At 56.0% G+C, this 19,376-nt stretch carries 18 protein-coding genes; 8 read left to right on the forward strand and 10 right to left on the reverse strand.

Features of this window, described 5'->3' with window-relative positions; genetic code table 11:
* The first annotated feature begins 195 nt into the window (after positions 1-195).
* Complete coding sequence (locus HZS52_RS05910) at positions 196-1,179, forward strand: alpha/beta hydrolase (RefSeq protein WP_022521274.1); 984 nt, start codon at positions 196-198, stop codon at positions 1,177-1,179.
* A 72-nt stretch (positions 1,180-1,251) separates the two neighbouring features.
* Here the strand turns inward: HZS52_RS05910 and HZS52_RS05915 are convergent, their stop codons facing one another.
* Positions 1,252-2,154: a LysR family transcriptional regulator gene (locus HZS52_RS05915; RefSeq protein WP_009286202.1), complete on the reverse strand. Its 903-nt coding sequence runs from the start codon at positions 2,152-2,154 to the stop codon at positions 1,252-1,254.
* Positions 2,155-2,294: 140 nt separating this feature from the next.
* Between HZS52_RS05915 and wrbA the strand changes: the two genes are divergently transcribed.
* Both wrbA and HZS52_RS05925 read left to right on the forward strand, forming a co-directional pair.
* On the forward strand, positions 2,295-2,906 hold the full coding sequence (gene wrbA, locus HZS52_RS05920; RefSeq protein ID WP_022521275.1) for an NAD(P)H:quinone oxidoreductase: 612 nt from the start codon (positions 2,295-2,297) through the stop codon (positions 2,904-2,906).
* A gap of 15 nt (positions 2,907-2,921) precedes the next feature.
* Positions 2,922-3,557 (forward strand): DsbA family oxidoreductase, encoded by a 636-nt coding sequence (locus tag HZS52_RS05925; protein ID WP_022521276.1) that lies wholly within the window; start codon positions 2,922-2,924, stop codon positions 3,555-3,557.
* Positions 3,558-3,634: 77 nt separating this feature from the next.
* Here HZS52_RS05925 and HZS52_RS05930 read toward each other — a convergent pair whose 3' ends face one another.
* Entirely contained in the window at positions 3,635-4,945 is a 1,311-nt protein-coding gene (locus tag HZS52_RS05930; RefSeq protein ID WP_027957963.1) for an esterase-like activity of phytase family protein, read from the reverse strand.
* A gap of 219 nt (positions 4,946-5,164) precedes the next feature.
* On the opposite strand from HZS52_RS05930, the gene HZS52_RS05935 reads away from it, so the two are divergent.
* Positions 5,165-5,743: an NADPH-dependent FMN reductase gene (locus HZS52_RS05935; protein WP_022521278.1), complete on the forward strand. Its 579-nt coding sequence runs from the start codon at positions 5,165-5,167 to the stop codon at positions 5,741-5,743.
* Positions 5,744-5,853: 110 nt separating this feature from the next.
* On the opposite strand, the gene HZS52_RS05940 is transcribed toward HZS52_RS05935, so the two are convergent.
* The 7 genes from HZS52_RS05940 to HZS52_RS05970 all read right to left on the reverse strand — a co-directional run bounded on the left by HZS52_RS05940 (position 5,854) and on the right by HZS52_RS05970 (position 14,830).
* A complete protein-coding gene (locus HZS52_RS05940) occupies positions 5,854-6,114 on the reverse strand; it encodes a HigA family addiction module antitoxin (protein ID WP_190374323.1) in 261 nt (86 codons plus the stop codon).
* A 42-nt stretch (positions 6,115-6,156) separates the two neighbouring features.
* Positions 6,157-7,665 carry a YifB family Mg chelatase-like AAA ATPase gene (locus tag HZS52_RS05945; RefSeq protein ID WP_190374324.1) on the reverse strand — a complete coding sequence of 503 codons (1,509 nt, stop codon included), beginning with the start codon at positions 7,663-7,665 and terminating at the stop codon, positions 6,157-6,159.
* Between the two features lie 106 nt (positions 7,666-7,771).
* Positions 7,772-8,671: an ABC transporter substrate-binding protein gene (locus HZS52_RS05950; protein WP_190374325.1), complete on the reverse strand. Its 900-nt coding sequence runs from the start codon at positions 8,669-8,671 to the stop codon at positions 7,772-7,774.
* A 182-nt stretch (positions 8,672-8,853) separates the two neighbouring features.
* The gene (locus tag HZS52_RS05955; RefSeq protein WP_190374326.1) at positions 8,854-10,956 is read right to left on the reverse strand and encodes a TonB-dependent siderophore receptor; all 2,103 of its coding nucleotides are present in this window, start codon (positions 10,954-10,956) and stop codon (positions 8,854-8,856) included.
* A 157-nt stretch (positions 10,957-11,113) separates the two neighbouring features.
* Positions 11,114-12,112: a helix-turn-helix transcriptional regulator gene (locus HZS52_RS05960; RefSeq protein ID WP_174788334.1), complete on the reverse strand. Its 999-nt coding sequence runs from the start codon at positions 12,110-12,112 to the stop codon at positions 11,114-11,116.
* A 49-nt stretch (positions 12,113-12,161) separates the two neighbouring features.
* The gene (locus HZS52_RS05965; RefSeq protein ID WP_223828064.1) at positions 12,162-14,339 is read right to left on the reverse strand and encodes a TonB-dependent receptor; all 2,178 of its coding nucleotides are present in this window, start codon (positions 14,337-14,339) and stop codon (positions 12,162-12,164) included.
* Positions 14,340-14,482: 143 nt separating this feature from the next.
* A complete protein-coding gene (locus HZS52_RS05970) occupies positions 14,483-14,830 on the reverse strand; it encodes an accessory factor UbiK family protein (protein ID WP_022521302.1) in 348 nt (115 codons plus the stop codon).
* A gap of 344 nt (positions 14,831-15,174) precedes the next feature.
* Between HZS52_RS05970 and HZS52_RS05975 the strand changes: the two genes are divergently transcribed.
* From HZS52_RS05975 to glnK, 3 genes are all read left to right on the forward strand, one after another.
* Entirely contained in the window at positions 15,175-15,513 is a 339-nt protein-coding gene (locus HZS52_RS05975) for a P-II family nitrogen regulator (RefSeq protein ID WP_007112359.1), read from the forward strand.
* 45 nt (positions 15,514-15,558) lie between these two features.
* Positions 15,559-16,806 (forward strand): ammonium transporter, encoded by a 1,248-nt coding sequence (locus HZS52_RS05980; RefSeq protein WP_009286189.1) that lies wholly within the window; start codon positions 15,559-15,561, stop codon positions 16,804-16,806.
* A 190-nt stretch (positions 16,807-16,996) separates the two neighbouring features.
* Entirely contained in the window at positions 16,997-17,335 is a 339-nt protein-coding gene (gene glnK, locus HZS52_RS05985) for a P-II family nitrogen regulator (RefSeq protein ID WP_027957942.1), read from the forward strand.
* 156 nt (positions 17,336-17,491) lie between these two features.
* Here glnK and HZS52_RS05990 read toward each other — a convergent pair whose 3' ends face one another.
* Complete coding sequence (locus HZS52_RS05990; protein WP_007112363.1) at positions 17,492-18,268, reverse strand: ferredoxin--NADP reductase; 777 nt, start codon at positions 18,266-18,268, stop codon at positions 17,492-17,494.
* Between the two features lie 180 nt (positions 18,269-18,448).
* Here HZS52_RS05990 and HZS52_RS05995 point away from each other — a divergent pair, with 180 nt between their 5' ends.
* Entirely contained in the window at positions 18,449-19,375 is a 927-nt protein-coding gene (locus HZS52_RS05995) for a LysR family transcriptional regulator (protein WP_009286188.1), read from the forward strand.
* Position 19,376 lies beyond the last annotated feature (1 nt).

The following is a 19,376-nucleotide window of genomic DNA, read 5'->3' on the forward strand; positions in this document are numbered from 1 at the left end:
CAGTGGGTGATGTGTTTGCTACGGTCAGCGTAAAATGTATTTATGGAAAATAATTCCACACCTGGCCGGGCATGTAAACAGCGTAGACCCTAATGCGCTAAAATGCTCGACCAAATGACTAGGCATTTGGTTCTGAAAGCGCGAAACATCAGCCGTGCCTAGGTCAAAGGACAATGGCGTTATGGAGAAACATCGATGAGTGATTTCCAACATCTGGAAGGCTTGTTTCGCCACGCCTCGGGCGATACCGCCCTTAGCCGCCTGTTGCCTGGGGAAGTATTGGCAAACGCCATGCAAGACTATTTCCACCACTATGGCTTGGAAGCACTGCTGTTAGATACCAGTGAAGTGCATGCAGGCTTTATCGATACGGGGCGCTTTGCGCTGTGGTGCCAAGTGTGGAGCCCCCCGCAGCCGGTGGGCACTGCCTTTGTGGTACATGGCTATTTCGATCATATGGGGTTATATCGCCATTTGCTTGAACGCCTGCTGGCTAAGGGCTGGCGAGTGGTGCTGTGGGATCTTCCCGGCCACGGCCTTTCCAGCGGTGCGCGGGCGGCAATAGAAGATTTCGATGATTATCAGCACTGCCTGGCTCACTTGCAGATGACTCTAAAGAGCCAAGGCATGGCGCCTGAGCCGTGGTTAGGCGTGGGCCAGAGTACCGGTGGGGCGATTCTGGCTACCGATGCACTCACCCGTCGTGGGGCTTCCGGCTGGTCGGGTTTGGTGCTGCTGGCGCCCCTGGTGCGGCCTTGGGGATGGAGCCAAACCAGCTGGCTGCACTTGATTGCCAGCCCGTTTGTAAAAGAGTTGCCGCGTAAATATCGCCCCAACTCTACCGACGAGCAGTTCACCGAGTTTCTACGCGAGGGTGACCCGCTGCAGCCCGAGCGTTTGAGCGTTGCCTGGGTGAGCGCCATGCGCCGCTGGATGCCTCGCCTACTGGCCCAGGAGCCCAACCCGCTGCCTACCCTGATACTCCAGGGCGAGCAGGATTTGACCGTTGATTGGGAGTGGAATTTAGCGATTTTGGCGAAGAAGTTTCCCAATGCCGAAATTCACCGCCACCCGGAAGCTCGCCACCACTTGGTAAATGAGGCAGATCCCATTCGTGAAGTGCTGTTTGAAGCGCTGGATAATTTTGTAGATGGGTTTGTCGATAGTGTTAGTAAATAACGTCGGCAATTCCAGACCCTAGAGGCATCCCTGGATCTAGGGCCCTGTTCTACCCTCTCAATGAGCCCTGCTTTACCCCCAGGGCGGTGTGCCGCCGAGCTGATTTACCATGAAGTCTACAAAGCAGCGTACCTTTGGCGAGAGGTAGCGGCTGGCTGGATAGAGAATATAGAGGCCTTGCTCAGGGGGGCGGTATGTCGGCATTATTTCAATCAAGCGCCCAGCCTTGAGATCCGCACTGACTACGAAGGTCGGGGTTAGAGAAATGCCCATGCCCGCAAGCAGCGCTTCTCGCAGGGCGATGCTGCTATTGGCGGTCAGGGTTGCTTTCACTCGCTGTTCGATAGTCTGCCCTGCATAGCCAAGGCGCCACACTTCCGGTGCGGCGCCCAGGCTGTAGAGCAGGCATTTATGCTCAGAAAGTGCTTGAGGTGTTGTCGGTTCGCCGAATCGCTCGAGATAGCCTGGCGAGGCGCACAATACGCGATGAATGCTTTGTAGTCGGCGTGCGATCAGTGATGAATCTTCCAGTGGGTCACCGGCACGTAAGGCGACGTCGAATCCTTCCTCCACCAACGCTACGCGGCGGTCATTCATAACCAGTTCGATGTTGATTTCCGGGTAGCGCTCGGCAAATACGGGGATCAAAGGCGCGATATGCAAAAGCCCCAGCGACATGGGGCAGTTGATCTTAAGAGATCCCCGCGGGATTGCTTGGTGAACTCCCAACGCTAGCTCGGTTTCTTCAATGTCGTCGAGGATGCAGGCGCAGCGTTCGTAGTACGCCCGCCCCGCATCGGTAAGGCTCAGCCGCCGGGTGGTACGCGTCAACAGCGTTACCCCAAGGCTGGCCTCCAGTTCCGCTACCTGTTTACTCACAGCGCCGTTGGAGAGCCGCTGGTCGTTCGCGGCCGCAGAAAAGCTCTGCAGCTCTACGACTCGCCGAAAGGTGCGCATTGCCGTCAGCTTATCCATGCATTGTTTCCAGTAAGGAAAATATCATTTTCGAATACTACTGATTATCTCTATTTAAACAAAGCTTATCCTGGGATTCATGGCGTCGACGAGATCGCCTACTCAGAACGTATTCGAATAGCAACGCATGGAGAATCACGATGACCCGGGTACTAGTCCTTTATTATTCAACCTATGGCCATATCGAGACGATGGCTGACGCTGTAGCGAAAGGCGCGGCCAGCATCCCTGGCACTGAAGTGACCATCAAGCGCGTGCCAGAACTGATGCCAGAAGAGGTCGCCCTCAAGGCGGGGGCTAAATTGGATCAGTCTGCGCCTATCGCCGAGCCGAGTGAACTGGCTGATTACGATGCCATTATTTTCGGCACGCCCACTCGCTTTGGCAATATGGCCTCCCAGATGCGCAATTTCTTAGATCAAACCGGTGGACTCTGGGCTAAGGGGGCGCTTATCGGCAAAGTTGGTGCAGCATTCACTTCCACCGCGAGTCAGCATGGAGGTCAAGAGAGCACCCTATTGTCCTTCCATACCACCTTGTTACACCACGGCATGGTCATCGTGGGGGTACCTTATTCTTGTCCCGACCTTACGACGATGGACGAGATCAGCGGAGGCACACCCTATGGCGCATCAACCTTGGCGGCGACAGATGGCTCGCGGCAGCCGTCGGCGGTAGAGCTGCGCATTGCTGAATTTCAGGGTCAGCACGTGGCATCCATTGCGCGTTCGCTCAGTTCACACAACGATTAGAGGGGGAGGTGAGACATGCATCCATTAAAGGTGGTGTTTGTGCACGATGTTGTTTGCGGTTGGTGTTACCTTCTCTCTCCCCGGCTGCACTCGCTTGCGAAGCAGTTGAACCTGGATGTGCATCACCAGTGCTTTACGCTTCAAGCAAGTAGAGAAGCCATGCTAGAAGCCTTCGGCTCTATGGGTGATGCCAAAGAAACAATTCTCGGTCATTGGGAAAAATGCGTTGCCGCAGAGGATACCCCGCGTATCAACATTGATGGTATGCGTGCCCAAACCTTCGAGTATCCTCACGGGATGCCTGGCGCGCTGGCGTGTAAGGCGGCTGAAATGCAGGCAGGTCAACAAGGGCACTGGCGTATGTTTGATCGTGTTCAGTACGCGCACCTGACGGAGAGCCGCAATATCGGTGATAGCCAGGTGCTGCGATCACTGGCTGAAGAAATCGGGCTCGACATGGTTCGTTATGATCTAGACGTGCTCTCGGAAACAACTCAGCAGGCGGTGGAAAAGGATCACCACCTCGCGTCCAAGTTGGGAGTTCAGTCGGTGCCGACATTGATTGTTGAAGACAGATGGCTGATTAATGGTGCGCAACCGATAGAAAGCCTGCGTCTCCAGTTACAGGAAGTCCGCCAGCATATTGGCTGAATTTGTCGAGAGATTGCTGACGTTTTAACGTGAGGCTAGGGTCATAATTGAGCGCCCCGGCCCCACGCTTGCTCACATTACTGGGCGTTCAGGAAGTCCTCTACATCGAGCAGTATTAGCTCATTATCATCGGCGCGGCCTTGCTGGCGGCCAATCGAGAAAGGGTAGTTGTTGTCATTGGCGACCACGATGGTGCTCTCATCGACACGATCCACGTTCTCAATGGTCACAAAGGGAAAGTTAAAGGTGCCGTTGATCGTGCCGCGCGGTGCAAGGCCCTCTGGATCCTGGATGTCCATCAAGTCGATATAGGCGATTTTCTCAAGCACACCCTGCTCGTCCGTACGTTCGAGATCGACGAGATAGATGCGTTTGAACTCGGCAGGGTTGTCTGCCCACTCTTCTCGCGGGTCGCCCTGGCGGCTATCACGCTCGATGATCAAGCCGCGAGTTCCGCCAATGAGGTTGAAATCGCCGATGGCGTGATCCGCTGATTCCAAGGGGTAGTAGCGGGTTGTGTCGCCCCATTCGCCGGTTTTAGTGTTGAGCTCGAACATTCTTAATACGGGGGTGCCATCAATCGTTTCCGGGGCGTTGGCGTTGCTATCCCAGATGGGCTTTTCCAGTAAGGGGTAGAGGGTTGTTTGGTCTTCGGAGAGCGCCATGCCCTCATAACCACCGGAGCGAAACACCCTCACATCATCAGCGAGAGGCGCGCCAGGGTTCGGGGTGAGGGCAAAGGCATTGTCGGGGGAGCGCATCAGCGTCCCACCAGGATTGGTGGCCAGCACTTGCAGAACTTCGCCCTGATTATCCACCTGGATAATCCACGGGCCAAACTCATCGCCAATCCAGTAGCTATCGCCCACCGGCTGTATCGATTCAATATCGAAATCAGCCCCGGTTAAAAAACGACCAGGAGTGGCTTCATTCATAATCGGGAAGGGCACTTTGCGGTTTGGATCCGAGAGTTGAACGGTTTCCTCGATGATGACACGCCCAGTGTCCCAGTCGGTCTTTATGATGTTAAACATCAGAATGACGTCGGAGGAGTTCGCCTTGGAGCCAAAGCCGTTATCGGTCAACACCAGGAAACGGTCATTGCCAAGTGAGCGAATACCTGAAAAACCCTGCAGGGGCTGGCTGGGGAAGGGTAGCGCTAAGCCGGTGGCTTGCATGTTCGTATACAACTGCTCAACGCGGCCCTCTTGGCCAGTAAAACGGCCTGAGACGTTATAGTGCTCAGCGGCACCGGAAGGAGCTGCCACAAAGGTGCTGCCGGGTAGCTGGGCATGGCCGGACAATGTGGCGGGAAAACTCTGCTGGGCGTGTGCCGCACTGGTAAACGCAAAGGCGAGTAGAGCAGTCGCTAGTAACGGCTTTGTCATCACTATTTCACCATTTCGGAGGAAAAATTAGAGCAGGTGCAGCTTTTGCTAATTTTCATCCGTAATAGTGATAGTTGAATGACAAAGTGCAGACGTTTTAATGGCAGCAGGGTTTCACGTCGAGTCTGGCCCTGAGTCGTAAAATACGTCTTGCTCAACAGGCGTAAATATTAATAAATGGTGTGGCTTTCAAATACATTATTCAAAGAGGAAATGGCAATGGGATCATCGGTCAAAAAGGTACTGGTCTTTGCAGGCAGTGCCCGAGAAGCGTCACTGAACAAGCAGCTAGCCAAGCTGGCCGCCAAGCGTATTGAGGCGCTTGGCGGGGAAGCAACCTTTATCGATTTAAAAGATTATCCCTGCCCACTGTTTGATGAAGATATTGAAGCCCGGGGCGTGCCGGAGAATGTGCTCAAGCTGCGTGAGATTCTGGCGGATCACCAAGCAGTGATGATCGCTTCGCCAGAGTACAACGGCTTTATCACGCCGCTGCTGAAAAACACACTGGACTGGCTGTCACGACCTTATCAGGATACGCCGGGGCTCAAGTTATTTGCCGGTAAGTGGGCAGCGCTGGTGGCGGCTTCCCCTGGTGGGCTAGGTGGCATCCGTGCGCTACCGCTTGGTCAGCAACTGTTAGCCAATCTGGGGTTGGTCGTGCTGCCACAGCCATTGTCGCTGGCGAAAGCGGGCAGCGCTTTCAATGATAGTGGCGCGTTACACGATGAAACCACGGGGCAGAAGCTGGATGCGCTGTGTCAGCGCCTAGTGGACTCACTGGCCGCCACCCACTAACCGTCCGGCTTTCGGGGGCTTACGCCCCCCTTTAGCATCCGATCCAACTGGCGGTATCCAATGGCCTCAATGTAAGTACGGGTGTTTGAGTCTTTAAATGAGAGAGCTGGTCATGCCACTTGGTGACGGCGGGCTTCTTCCAGGTCGTAGGCGTTCTGCAAACGAAGCCAGTAACCTTCGCTCGTGCCGAAGACCTTGGCTAGACGTAAGTCAGTATCTGCCGTAATCGCTCGGCGGCCCAAGGTGATTTCACCAATGCGGGTCGCTGGGACGCCTATCTGCTTAGCCAGCGCATTTTTACTCAGCGCCATTGGCTGCATGAAATCTTCGTACAAAATTTCACCGGGATGGATATTAGGAAGTTTTGCCATTTTGTCACCTCCCTTTATGAGTGGTAATCGACTATTTCAATGCTAAGTCCCTTTTAGCATCCGATCCAGCTGTCGGTATCCAATGGCCTCAATTAGATGTGGCTGGGTGGGCTTGGGTTCGCCCTGAAGGTCGGCAAGGGTCAGTGCTACACGCAGTACGCGGTGGTAGGCGCGGGCAGAGAGCTTGAGCTTTTCCAGCACACCCGCGAGCCAGGCGCGCTCTTCATCGTTAAGCGCGCAGGCGGCTTCCAGGGCTTTGCCGCTTAGCTGGCTGTTTAGCGCGCCGCGGGCCATTTGGCGTTCTCGGGCGGCCATCACCCGCTCGCGCACGGCTTCTGACGACTCGCCTTGGGTTTGTGCGGTGAGCTGCTCTGGCGGCAGCGCGGGCACTTCCACTTGCAGATCGATACGGTCTAGCAATGGCCCGGAAAGCCGTGCTTGATAACGCTGGATTTGGCTGGCGGTACACTGACAGCGCTGGCGTGGGTCGCCCAAGTGGCCGCAGGGGCAGGGATTCATTGCGGCTACTAACTGAAATTGAGCAGGGTAGCGACGTTCATGACTGGCGCGGGCGAGATGAATCTCGCCGGTTTCCAGCGGTTGCCGAAGTACCTCTAGCACATGGCGGGAAAACTCCGGCAGCTCATCCAAGAACAGCACGCCGTGGTGGGCCAGCGAAATCTCACCGGGTTTGGGTTTTGAGCCGCCACCTACCAGCGCCGCAGCGCTGGCACTGTGATGGGGCTGTCGAAATGGCCTTTTTCCCCAGTCCGCTTCCAGCGGTAACCCGCAAACCGAACGCACGGCGGCGACTGCCAGAGCATCCTCCTCAGAAAGCGGCGGCAGAATGCCCGGCAGGCGACTGGCCAGCATGGTTTTGCCGGTGCCGGGTGGGCCTGCAAACAACAGGTTATGGCCCCCGGCCGCCGCGACTTCCAGCGCCCGGCGAGCCTGCTGCTGGCCGCGCACATCGGCGAGATCATCCACTGGGGTGGTTGTTTTCACCGAAGCGCTGAGCTTGTGCGGGGGTATCTTCTCTTGAGCGAGTAAGTGCGCCACTACCTGCCAGAGAGTATCGGCAGGCAGCACCGGCAAATCGCCTGCTAGGGCGGCTTCATCGGCGCAGTCGCGGGGAATGATCAGCGCTTTCTTTGCCCGCCGGGTGGCCAGAGCAAAGGGCAGTATTCCCGGCACCGCGCGCAGCTTGCCATCCAGGGCCAGCTCACCAGCGCACTCCATACCTTCCAGCGCTTCCACGGGAATTTGCCCGGAGGCGGCGAGGATACCTAGGGCAATGGGCAGATCAAAACGGCCACCCTCCTTAGGTAGATCGGCGGGGGCGAGGTTTAAGGTAATACGGCGGGTATTGGGAAAATCAAAGCCTGCATTAACCAGTGCACTGCGCACCCGTTCGCGGCTCTCTTTTACCGCCGTTTCCGGCAAGCCCACTAGCGTTAGGCCCGGCAAGCCGTTGGCCAGATGTACCTCAACATGCACCGCCGGTGCATCTAAACCTACGCCTGCGCGCGTGGCTACGATGGCAAGCGTCATCGCCTTTCCTCTGCTGTTGTTACTCACGACAATGTAAGCTAAAGCTACGTTACCTTAAGTATTTAACCTATCGTAATTAAGAACGCTTTGGTAGCTTCACGTTCTTCTACTCATTGCCCTGATGGCTAACCGATGGCGCAGCCTCTAGCGCCGTAGTCAGCTTTCGGGCAAAGCGCTGGGCGGAGGGCAGTGCGCCGAAGCTCCATACCGGCGGCAGGCGAACTATCCTGTCGTGCCTGACGCTGGGGAGCTGCTGCCACAGGCCGCTTTTTGCAAGCTTCTCTTCGGCTCCGGCGGGCAGCGGGTCGATGATCACCAGCGTAGCTTCTGGGTAGCGCGCCAGCGTTTCAATCCCTACCAGTGCAAATCCCCAGGCATTCGTGGCTTGATCCCAGGCATTGGAGAGGTCGAGCTGTTCCAGCACGGCGTTGTACAAGCTGTTTTCCCCAAACACCCGCACGTGGCGGGCATCCATAAACTGCACCATCAGTAGCGGCGCGATTTCTGACTGTGAGAGGGGCCGGGATTCGCGCAGCGTGGCCATCAATGTTTGGGTGTCTTCAATAAGCTGCTCGGCCTGGGGCTGGCGCTCGGTTAACTCGCCTAGCTGACGGGTCAGGGTTTGCATTTCCTGCCAGGTATCGGTGCCGGGGGAGTAGAGCGAGAATGAAGTGACCGGGGCGATGCGCTCCAGGCGCGGTGTCAAACCGGCAAACATGGGCGAGATCAGCGTTTGCTCTGGTGGCACTTGGGCCAGTAGTTCCATATTGGGCTGGGTGCGCAGGCCCATATCGGTGGCACTATCGGGAATACGTGGCTCGCCTACCCAGGCATGGTAGTCACTCTGCTGGGCGACGCTGCTCACCGGCGCATCAATCGCCAGCAAGGTTTCGGCAATCGTCCAGTCCACCGTGGCCCACTGTGCCTGGGCGGTCGACAGGTGCAGCATACAAACGGCAAATAGCCCGCAGTGCGCGAGCAAAGAGAACAGGTTGGTGTGGCGCATTGTGGTGAGAGGCCATCCAGAAAATAAGGGCTGTATTTAAACGATAATATTTATTGTTTGCAAACCTGCATTCAAGAAAAAAAGCCCAGGCACAGTGGCCTGGGCAGGCTAGGTTACAATAAATTAATAATGCTTAGATAAGGGCTTAGGTAAGTGCTTGAACCGTCGCCTAGCACGAGCGTTTAGAAACGGTAGTGAACGCTGGCGGTCACGCCGCGCTCGGCACCGAAGTAGCAGTACTCCAGGGAGTTGCAGGAGGCCACGTACTCTTTATCCAGCAGGTTATTCACGTTTAAACGTGTTTCGACACCATCTACGCCGAGTTGGCTGAGGTCGTAGCCAATGGTGGCATCCACCAGGGTGTAGTCAGGCACGGTTTCGGTGTTGGCCCGGTCAGCGGCGATATCCGCGTAGTGACGCACGCCGATCCCCATATCCACGCCGTTTAGCCAGCCCTTGTTGGCCTGGTAGTGGCCCCAGAGCTGCACTTGATGGCGAGGGGCGTAAATCGCGTTGTTGCCCTGGTTGCCATCATCGCTTTTGGCGTAGGTGATGTCGGTGAAGCTATAGCCTGCCTGAAGCGAAAGGGTATCCGTTAACTGGGTTTGCGCTTCCAGTTCCAGCCCTTGGGATTCGATCTCCCCTACGGCTCGGTATGGGTCGGTGGGCTGCTCTTTGGTGGCGACGTTCTTCTGACCGATATGGAACAGCGCCGCGCTGTATTGGTTTTGGCTACCGTTAGGCTGGTATTTAACGCCGGTTTCCCACTGTTCGCCTTCCATGGGCTGGAGCAGATCGCCACTCTCATCCACGAAACTGGTGGGGGTGAAGGCGGTAGAGTAGCTCAGGTAGGGCGCTACGCCGTTATCGAACAGGTAGACCACCCCGGCGCGGCCACTGAACTGGGTATCGCTAAGGGAGCTGGTATCACCGCTATCGCGGTTGGCATTGTCGATATTGACCCAGTCGTAGCGGCCACCCAGGGTGAAGCGCCAGTTATCGAGGGCGATCTGGTCTTGCAGGTAAACCCCGGTCTGGTCGATCTCATGGCGTTCACGCACCGGGGCGTAAAACTCGATGGGGTCGCTGCCATAAACCGGGTCAAACGCATTGAGCGGCGGGAAATACCCAGTGGGCCATGACACGTTGTTTTCCCGCTGCTGGTAATCCACTCCAAACAGCAGCGTGTGATCCATAAAGCCGCTGCTGAGTGTGGCTTCAAGCTGGTTATCGAGTGTCCAGGCTTCCAGAGATTCATTGCTGCCGGAGTAGTAGCGGGTGAGCTCGTCAGAGGTCGGTGACGTCCAACCATAGCCATAGACTTGATTGAGCACTACGTCGGAATTGAGATAGCGCATCAATTGGCGGCCGGTCACCTGGTCGTTGAAGCGGTGTTCCAGGGCGTAGCCGAACATGCGTTGGGTTCGCTCGTAGGTGTCGTAATCCTTTTCACCATCAAAGAAGTTGTTGCTGATCTTGTGGCCATTATGGGCGACCACGGCCCCCTCATAGGGTACGCCGGAGTGGTAGCCGCCTTCGGGTTCATCCTGTAGGTAGGCTTCTACGGTGAGGCTGGTGTCATCGGTGATATCCCAGGTGAGCCGGGGCGCAATGGCATAGCGCTCCTCTTCTGCCGGGCCAAACTGGGTATCCGCGGCGCTGGCAATCCCGGTCAGGCGAAAGGCCACCCGCTGCTCTTCGCCAATAGGGCCGGTGAGGTCAAAAGCGGCGCTGCGCTGGTTATTATTACCCACTCGAAAACGCAGCTCACCGCCCTGTTCAAATTCTGGCCGCTTGCTGTTCAGGGCGACTACCCCGCCAGGGGAGGCGCGTCCATAGAGTACCGAGGCGGGCCCGCGCACCACTTCAATGCTTTCCAGAAACCATGGGTCAATGCGCATACTGCTATGGGAGTTGGCATCCCCCATTACTTTCAGGCCATCCAGGAAGGTATTGCTCAAGCTGCCGTCAGAAAAACCGCGCAGTACCAGGTAGTCGAAGCGATTGGAGGCGCCTACCTGATTGCTGTAAACACCTGGCGTGTAGTCGGTGGCGCGCTGCACGGTACTTACGCCGCGGTTATCCATCTGTTCGCGGGTGATCGTGGAAACGCTCTGGGGTATTTCGATCGTCGGCGTTTCCACTTTGGTGGCAGCCTGCTGGGCAGTCACCGTGACGGTGGCTAACTCGGTGCTTTCTTGAGCGTATACCGGGGAAACAGCCAGTGCCGAGAGAACGGCGACGCTAAGCGGAGAGCGTAGAAAACGGTGATGGGGGATGAGCATGGAGGCACCTGCAATAAGCATCAATTAACCAATGTGTTAATGAGAATTATTGCGCTTAATGGCTACTGAAAGGTATGCGCAATGACAAAGGGAGTATGCGTACTGCCAAAAAACGTCCAACAGAGGAACTTAGCGCTCCAAAAACAACCCTGCGGCTTTAATGGCGATGGTGTACTTCATGGGGCGCAATGCCAAAAGCGCGCTTAAAGGCGGTGGCAAAATTGGTGGCGTGGCGGTAGCCACAGGCGTGAGCGGTTTGCTGCACGCTATAACCTTTGCGTAAGTACGCTTGAGCTTGGGTCAGGCGACAACGTCGTAGGTAGTCGAATATCGAGCAGCCGTAACAGCGGTGAAACTTGGTGCGTAGGCTGCTCGGGCTCATCGCGGCATTGCGGGCCAACTGCTCAAGCCGATAATCCTGGTTGGGGGAGTGTTCGAGCTGCTGACGCAAGTGCTCCAGGCGCTGGTGGTCGCGCTGGGTTAAACCCGGTGGCAGGCTGACTGCCTTTTCTTCGTCGCTGGACTCAAGGGAGGCGGCAGGCAGCCCATGAGCTAACAACTGGAGCGCGAGCCCCTGCCATAGCAGGCGCTGCCGCTCTACTGACCAGTTCGAAGCCAGTGCTGCCTCCAGGCTATGGATAAGGAACTGCGGCACCTGCCAAGTATGCAGTACGGGCGCTGCCGGAGGGGCAACATTGATAGGCGAACAGCTAATGGGCGAGAAAGAGAGAGGCTCTGTGCAAGCCAGAATCGATACGTTGAGAATGCGCAATCGTTGTGGCGCGGGCTGGAAGACCTCAAGCCCGGTCTGCTCGTTGAAATGGGCACTGAAGGCGTCGCCGGCCTGCAACTGAAACGACTGGTGCCCTAGGCCGACTTGGATATGGCCCTCGAGTATCACGCTGAGAAACCACGGCGCGGCACGCCGGGAAGTGGAGGCGTAAGCGTGCAGGACATCAAGATCAGAGTGTGTCACCCGCAGCGTGGGGTCTACCTCAACGTCCATCACCCGCCCATGGGCAACACAAGGCGCTGGCTGGGAGCGGTCAGGCGCTTCGGGAAAGCGGTAGTCGATCCCGAAGCGCTGACCAATAGCCAGCAGGTCATGGGTGGTTAGTGGTACGCAAGATGGCGTTATTGAGCCGAGTGTAGCCATCCCCGTTACCTCACCCTTGAGCGGTTGTCAGCGAGTAGCGAACCAGCACTCAGTACTCCATCGACCAGTTCAGGGTGTAAGTACGCCCGCGGCCCTGGTAGTCGTAGAGGTACTCTGGGCCGTAGTAGGGCGAATAGAACATGGCGGCTCGCTGACCCCAGACGGTGGAGTACTGATCATCCAGCAGGTTCTGCACTCCCAGGCTTAAGGTGCCAAAATCGGTTTCCTGGCTGAGCGATAAGTCGAGGGTGGTATTGCCATCGATCTCGCGGTCGGCATCGTCTTTCAGGTCGAAGTTGTGGTTGGCCTGCAAGCGAGCCGAACGTACATAGTCCGTCCAGCCAATAAAGGCAGTGGCGGAAGAGAGCGATGCATAGCGGGCGTCACGCTTCTCCCACTCCCCTTGGTCGTTCTCCTGCTCGGAACGCACTAGGTGCAGAGTGCCCCCTGCCTCCAGGCCATTATCAAAGTAACGGGTCACGGCGCTTTCCAGGCCGAAGTCGCGTTTCTTCTCATCGACGACGCTGACGCTTAAATCCTCGGCATTCTCTACCGCTTTGTCCGACCAGGCGTAGTAAAGCGCTGTTTGGGTCGTCCAGTTGCCACCCTGGTAGCGCCAGCCTAGCTCTATCTGATCCGTCTCGATGGCAGATAACGGGTTGTTATCGACACTTACGTCGGGGCTCTTGCCGTAATATTTGGCAGGATCTGGCAGTTCGAAGCCCTGGCTAAACTGCAGCCAGTTCTGGTGACCGTTGCCGTAGTCGTAGAGGGCGCTGGCATTGAAGAGCGTTGCTTCATAGTCATTCTCGCCGCCAGGAATCCCCTGGAATTCATCCACCTCGACGTCCATATGCTGCTGCCGCAACCCTGCGGAGAGCTTGAGCGCCTGGGTGGCCTGCCAGTCGCCCTGGAGGAAGCCTGAAAGCCCGTCCACTTGATAACCGGGGTAGCGAGGCTCAACCCCCGATGCCTGCTGAACCAGGCCGCCGGAAGCATCCGATATGTCGGTATCGAACAGCATCTGGCTGGCATCGAAGGTTTCACGATCCAGATCGAGGCCGTAGGTTAGCGAAACGTCATCACCCAGGCGCGATTCAAACAGCGCTTTGATGCCGCTTAAATCGGTGTTTTGTTGCGAGGCGCGAAATTGCAGGCCGTCGGCGACTGGGTAGGGAAATGCCTGGAAGCTGGACTCCTCCTCCCGGTGGAATGCCTGCAGGTAGAAGTTTTGCCCCCACAGGTTGGCGTGGTGATAGTTGACGTTGACGAGCTTACGGTCGGTTTCCGGATCGCGCTGTGAACGGTAGCCATCGCGAATTTCGGCATCGTTCAAGTTGGGCGTGGCAGCGTCGAGGTTGGGAAAGTAAACACCCCGGTCACCTTCATAGCCTGAACGGTACAGCTGGGCACCCAGTTCCAGACTCTGTTCATCGGTCAAGCGGAAAGAGAGGTTGCCCAATACATCAATGCTGCGATTATCCTGTAGGTCGGTCTGGGCGATATCGGGAAAGATTTCCTGGCCGCTGCCGTCATAGTGGCGGCCGTTGTCGCCAATGGCGGTACCCAGATAGCCTTGAACCCGCTCGTTACCACCGCTGATGGATTGTGCGAGGCGTCGATCTATGTCATCGCTGTTGTTGAAGCCGGTGGTGATGCCTGCTTCAGTACGCCAGTTCAGGCCTTCTTCACCTTTGCGGGTAATGATATTGATCAAGCCCCCCGTAGCACCGCCGCCATACAGGCTGCTGGCGCCGGAAAGCACTTCCACGCGCTCAATATTGAAGGGATCGATGGCATCGAACTGTCGGGAAAGCCCACGGGAACTGTTCAGCGATACGCCGTCGATGAGCACCTGCACGCCCCGGCCTCGCATGTTTTGCCCATAATTGGTGCGCCCTTGCGGCGCCAGATCCAACCCCGGTACCAGATGCCCCAATGCTGTCTTTAGGTCTGCACCATTGCGGGTCTGCTGTTGCAGCATCTCTTTGTCAATTACCCATACAGCACCGGGAATTTGACTGATCTGACTAGGAGTGCGCGATCCAACGACCACCATGGTCTCGTCGGCGCTAGACGCAGTATTTTGGGCGAAAACGCCATTGGAGAAGCTCAGTAACAGGCCGGTGCCAACAAGCCCAGATATTGAAACAGACGACGGCGAAAAGAAAGGCTTTGCAAAAGGCAGCTTTGCAACAGATAGGTTTGATAGTGACAGGGCGTGCATAGTGAACAATCCGCAGACGGTAAGAAAATCAAAGGCGGAGAGTATCACCACGAAAAACAAAGTCAACGATAGTGATTCGTATTTATTTTGCGGTGCGCGCAGCAATAGGCCATTTCCCTATTGCTGCTAATGAAGCTTGAACGTTAAGCGGGTTTATTCTTCTCGTCTTCTGCATCTGATTCCGGCGCATGCTGCTCTGGAACTGGTGGGGCTTCAGCTTCGAGCGGCGTGGACGTCGTTGGCGCGGAGGCATCAACGGCTGCTTCAAGGTTAGCGACTTGGCGCTCTAACGCCTCTACCCGCGAACGGGTGCGCTGCAGTACATCCATTAAAATGTCGAAATCTTCCCGTGAGACAAGCTCCAGGCGGTCGAAGGCGCCACGCACGACTTGCTGCACGCCCTTTTGAATATCTTCTGGCGCCTGGGAGGCGTTTTGTAAACGGTCACCAATCTGCTGGGCCAAGCGGCTAATACGGTCTTGAGGCGCCATCGTTCTCTCCTAGATAAACCTGCTTTAAATATTGCTTACCGGTAAGGATACGCAACAGTTGGCGAATTCGCATGTATCGCGTGCTTTTACTGCTTAACCCAGGGTGTGCATCGAAATAGAGCAGGCTACTTTTGCTTACGCTCTTTTTTGGTGCAATAGCGGTGGTGTGAGAATGGATTTGCTCAGATTTAGCTCTGAGCTGCACTTTTGATGACGGCTAATTGGCTGACTTATAAGCAAAAAAAGTCAGCTGGCACAGTATGCGCATTATCGGTTCAGGTGCTTATTCTGGCGGCTGTGCCGCTACCAATCTAGCAGGACTTATCCAGCAGGGGAGATCCGGGATGAAACTCATCACCGCTATCATCAAGCCATTTAAGCTCGACGACGTTCGTGAGGCATTGGCCGACAACGGCGTTCAGGGCATTACGGTCACTGAAGTTAAAGGTTTTGGCCGTCAGAAAGGGCATACCGAGTTGTATCGTGGCGCGGAGTACGTCGTCGACTTTCTACCCAAGGTAAAAGTGGAAGTGGCCGTAGACGACGCCCGTTTGGAGAGCGTATTGGATGCAATCTGTAGTGCGGCTAACAGCGGCAAGATCGGTGACGGCAAGGTGTTTGTGACACCGCTTGAAGACGTTATTCGGATTCGGACAGGCGAGCGCGGTGCAGACGCCGTTTAACGCTGCTTTTTCGGATCATTTCTATAGTTCAACGGGGAACTTACAATGAATGAGTTGACTGATCTGAGCTACGCGCTCGATACGTTCTACTTTCTAATTTGCGGTGTGCTCGTCATGTGGATGGCGGCAGGCTTCTCCATGTTAGAGGCGGGCTTAGTACGCTCCAAAAACACCGCTGAGATCCTGACCAAGAATATCGCGCTGTTTGCCATTGCCTGCACCATGTATCTGCTGGTGGGCTACTACATCATGTACTCCAGCAGCGCTGGCGGCTTCCTGCCCAATCTGGGCTTCTTGATTGGCGCTGAAAACAGTGTGGATGCGGTTACCGCAGGCGGCGATGACGCGCCCTACTACTCCATGCGTTCTGACTTCTTCTTCCAAGTCGTGTTCGTGGCAACCGCCATGTCAATTGTGTCGGGTGCCGTCGCTGAGCGTATGAAGCTGTGGGCATTCCTGGCCTTTGCTGTGGTAATGACCGCGTTTATCTATCCGGTGTCTGGCTACTGGACTTGGGGTGGCGGCTGGTTGTCTGAAGTGGGCTACTCTGACTATGCGGGTTCCGGCATTGTGCACCTTGCCGGTGCGGCGGCTGCGTTAGCGGGTGTGATCGTGCTAGGCCCACGTAAAGGTAAATACGGTAAAGACGGTTCTATCCACGCTATTCCCGGTGCCAACATGCCGCTGGCAACGCTGGGTACCTTCATTCTGTGGATGGGCTGGTTCGGTTTCAATGGCGGTTCCGAGCTCAAACTTGCGGCTGTCGATTCTGCTAACAACGTGGCTCAGGTGTTTGTAAACACTAATGCAGCAGCGGCGGGTGGTGTGATTGCGGCACTGATCTTGGCCAAACTGTGGTTCCGCAAAGCTGACCTGACCATGGCATTGAACGGTGCCCTGGCTGGCCTAGTGGCTATCACCGCTGATCCGCTCTCTCCGACCGCACTGAGCGCTACCATTATCGGCGCAATTGGCGGCATCATCGTGGTCGCAGCCATCGTCACCCTCGATAAAGTGAAGCTGGATGATCCGGTCGGCGCGATCTCGGTTCACGGTGTTGTCGGTATCTGGGGCGTGCTGGCAGTGCCGCTGAACAATGACGGCGCATCATTCGGTGCCCAGATCATCGGTATCGTAGGTATCTTCGCTTGGGTATTCCTGGCCAGCCTGGTGGTATGGCTCATCCTGAAAGCCATCATGGGCATCCGGGTTAGCGAAGAAGAAGAGTATGAAGGCGTGGATATCGCTGAGTGCGGTCTCGAAGCCTATCCCGAATTTGGCATTAAGAAATAAACAGCGGTATTAAGAAATAACTTAATGCTGACCTAGTGAGCTGGCGTGCTCCTTCTAGCCTCCCCTTAGTGGGAGGCTTTTTTATTCTCTGCCGATAGCGGTGTATGCTGGTAGTTAGCGGTTAACGGCTGCGATATTCGCAGCCGTTCAACCCGACCCCATCATGGCCACCCAGTTAGAGGATATGGTAATGAAATTGATCACAGCGATTATCAAGCCGTTTAAGCTCGACGATGTACGCGAGTCGCTCTCCGATATCGGCGTTCAGGGTATTACGGTGACGGAAGTGAAGGGCTTTGGGCGCCAGAAAGGGCATACCGAGCTGTATCGTGGTGCTGAGTATGTGGTGGACTTCCTGCCCAAGGTGAAGCTGGAAGTCGCCGTGGACGACGACATGGTCGAGCAGGTGATTGATGCCATCACCCAGGTGGCGAACACAGGTAAAATCGGCGACGGCAAAATCTTTGTGATGCCGCTGGAGCAGGTGATTCGTATCCGTACTGGCGAAACGGGCAAAGACGCGGTTTAACGGTGAAGGGTAAGGTGTGAATGGTAAGTAGTGCCGAGTAGACAAAGCCCCTGTGGATGCTCTCCCCAGGGGCTTTGTATGAGTGATGCGATCATTCTGGCGGCTATAAACTTTTTTCTATTCACCACTCATTCATTACGATTCACTATTTACGTCTCACTTCTCGACAAACGCACGCTCGATGACGTAGTCGCCCGGCTCGCCCATGCGCGGCGAGATATTCAGACCCAGCTCGTCAAGTAGCGCGCTGGTATCGTCCAGCATGGCGGGGCTGCCGCAGATCATTGCGCGATCCTGGCGCGGATCAATGGGCGGCAGGCCGGTGTCTTCAAACAGCTTGCCCGTACGGATATGGTCGGTTAGGCGCCCCATGGTGTGGAACTCCTCCCGAGTAACGGTGGGGTAGTAGACCAGCTTTTCAGCGATGTCTTCACCCAGGTATTCATGGGCTGGCAACTCTTTGGTGATAAAGTCGGCGTAGGCCAATTCAGAAACTTCCCGCACACCGTGAACCAGCACTACCTTCTCGAAGCGCTCGTACACTTCAGGATCCTGGATCAGGCTCATAAACGGCGCCAAGCCGGTACCGGTGGAGAGCATGTAGAGGTTGCGGCCCGGCAGTAGGTCATCGCATACCAGTGTGCCGGTGGGCTTGCGGCTAACCATGATCTGATCGCCTACTTTCAGGTGCTGAAGGCGTGAAGTGAGCGGGCCGTCGGGTACTTTAATGCTGAAGAACTCAAGGTGGTCTTCGTAGTTGGGGCTGGCAATGGAGTAAGCGCGCATCAGCGGCTTGCCGTTCACTTCCAAACCAATCATCACGAACTGACCGGTTTTGAAACGCAGGCTGCGCTCGCGGGTGGTGCGGAAGCTGAACAGGGTATCGTTCCAGTGATGGACGCTAAGCACTTCTTCCAGAGCAAACTTACTCATGCCGTTTTCTCCATTAGTCGATGCTGGCGCTAGTCCGCATCGGTCATATTCTTAAAAAGAATAAAAATGATTAAATATGTTGCCAGCAAGTCTAAGCAAAGGGTGGTATATCTGTTAAGCGAATTATATTGATAACGGTTATCTGAAAAATAGATATAAATCAAATAAAGGTCAGACTCTATGCACTACACCCTGCGGCAGTTGGAAGTCTTTGTGGCGGTTGCTCAGCATGAGAGCGTCTCCCATGCGGCGCGGGCGCTGGCCATGTCTCAGTCGGCAACCAGCACGGCGCTTGCGGAGCTTGAGCGGCAGTTCGACTGCCAACTGCTGGATCGGATTGGTAAACGCTTAAAACTTAACGCACTGGGTTTTCAGCTGTTGCCCAAAGCGGTGGCGCTGCTGGATCGCGGCGAAGAGATTGAAGAGCTTCTACGTGGCCAGAAAGGGGTTGGGTCGCTGGATGTAGGGGCTACGCTGACCATTGGCAACTACCTGGCCACGCTGCTGATCAGCGATTTTATGCAGCGCCACCCCGGTAGCCGGGTGCGCTTGGCAGTGCGCAATACGCGCCATATTATCGAAGGCGTGCGCCAGCACTCGCTGGATTTAGGCTTGATCGAGGGGCAGTGCGACGATGACATGATCATCAGCCAACCCTGGGTGGAAGATGAGCTGTGCGTGTTTTGCTCGCCGCGACACCCACTGGCAGGCCGCGAGCACCTTGAACTTGAACAGCTGCTGCGTGAGGACTGGATTATGCGCGAAGAGGGCTCTGGCACCCGCATGACTCTGGAGCATGCCGCGCGCCACCGCCGCAGCCGGTTTAACACCCTGCTAGAGCTAGAGCATACGGAAGGTATTAAGCGTGCCGTGGAGTCAGGGCTGGGGATTGGCTGTGTCTCGCGCCTGGCACTGCGAGATGCCTTCCGGCGCGGCAGCTTGGTGCCGCTGCCTACGCCGGAGTTGGATCTAAAGCGTCAGTTTACGTTTATCTGGCACCGGCACAAATACCTCACCACCGGCGTGCGCGAATTTCTGCGCCTGTGCCGTGAAATGACCGCTGGGGCCAAGCGCAGCGACGATATTGCGCTGCCGCCGATTCCTTAAG

This window comes from Vreelandella titanicae (assembly GCF_014697095.1).
GTDB classification, from domain to species: Bacteria; Pseudomonadota; Gammaproteobacteria; order Pseudomonadales; family Halomonadaceae; genus Vreelandella; species Vreelandella titanicae.

Excerpts from the sequence above, each read along its gene's own strand:
- HZS52_RS05910 (WP_022521274.1), top strand. The coding sequence starts at position 196 with ATGAGTGATTTCCAACATCTGGAAGGCTTGTTTCGCCACGCCTCGGGC.
- HZS52_RS05915 (WP_009286202.1), bottom strand. The coding sequence starts at position 2,154 with ATGGATAAGCTGACGGCAATGCGCACCTTTCGGCGAGTCGTAGAGCTG.
- wrbA (WP_022521275.1), top strand. The coding sequence starts at position 2,295 with ATGACCCGGGTACTAGTCCTTTATTATTCAACCTATGGCCATATCGAG.
- HZS52_RS05925 (WP_022521276.1), top strand. The coding sequence starts at position 2,922 with ATGCATCCATTAAAGGTGGTGTTTGTGCACGATGTTGTTTGCGGTTGG.
- HZS52_RS05930 (WP_027957963.1), bottom strand. The coding sequence starts at position 4,945 with ATGACAAAGCCGTTACTAGCGACTGCTCTACTCGCCTTTGCGTTTACC.
- HZS52_RS05935 (WP_022521278.1), top strand. The coding sequence starts at position 5,165 with ATGGGATCATCGGTCAAAAAGGTACTGGTCTTTGCAGGCAGTGCCCGA.
- HZS52_RS05940 (WP_190374323.1), bottom strand. The coding sequence starts at position 6,114 with ATGGCAAAACTTCCTAATATCCATCCCGGTGAAATTTTGTACGAAGAT.
- HZS52_RS05945 (WP_190374324.1), bottom strand. The coding sequence starts at position 7,665 with ATGACGCTTGCCATCGTAGCCACGCGCGCAGGCGTAGGTTTAGATGCA.
- HZS52_RS05950 (WP_190374325.1), bottom strand. The coding sequence starts at position 8,671 with ATGCGCCACACCAACCTGTTCTCTTTGCTCGCGCACTGCGGGCTATTT.
- HZS52_RS05955 (WP_190374326.1), bottom strand. The coding sequence starts at position 10,956 with ATGCTCATCCCCCATCACCGTTTTCTACGCTCTCCGCTTAGCGTCGCC.
- HZS52_RS05960 (WP_174788334.1), bottom strand. The coding sequence starts at position 12,112 with ATGGCTACACTCGGCTCAATAACGCCATCTTGCGTACCACTAACCACC.
- HZS52_RS05965 (WP_223828064.1), bottom strand. The coding sequence starts at position 14,339 with ATGCACGCCCTGTCACTATCAAACCTATCTGTTGCAAAGCTGCCTTTT.
- HZS52_RS05970 (WP_022521302.1), bottom strand. The coding sequence starts at position 14,830 with ATGGCGCCTCAAGACCGTATTAGCCGCTTGGCCCAGCAGATTGGTGAC.
- HZS52_RS05975 (WP_007112359.1), top strand. The coding sequence starts at position 15,175 with ATGAAACTCATCACCGCTATCATCAAGCCATTTAAGCTCGACGACGTT.
- HZS52_RS05980 (WP_009286189.1), top strand. The coding sequence starts at position 15,559 with ATGAATGAGTTGACTGATCTGAGCTACGCGCTCGATACGTTCTACTTT.
- glnK (WP_027957942.1), top strand. The coding sequence starts at position 16,997 with ATGAAATTGATCACAGCGATTATCAAGCCGTTTAAGCTCGACGATGTA.
- HZS52_RS05990 (WP_007112363.1), bottom strand. The coding sequence starts at position 18,268 with ATGAGTAAGTTTGCTCTGGAAGAAGTGCTTAGCGTCCATCACTGGAAC.
- HZS52_RS05995 (WP_009286188.1), top strand. The coding sequence starts at position 18,449 with ATGCACTACACCCTGCGGCAGTTGGAAGTCTTTGTGGCGGTTGCTCAG.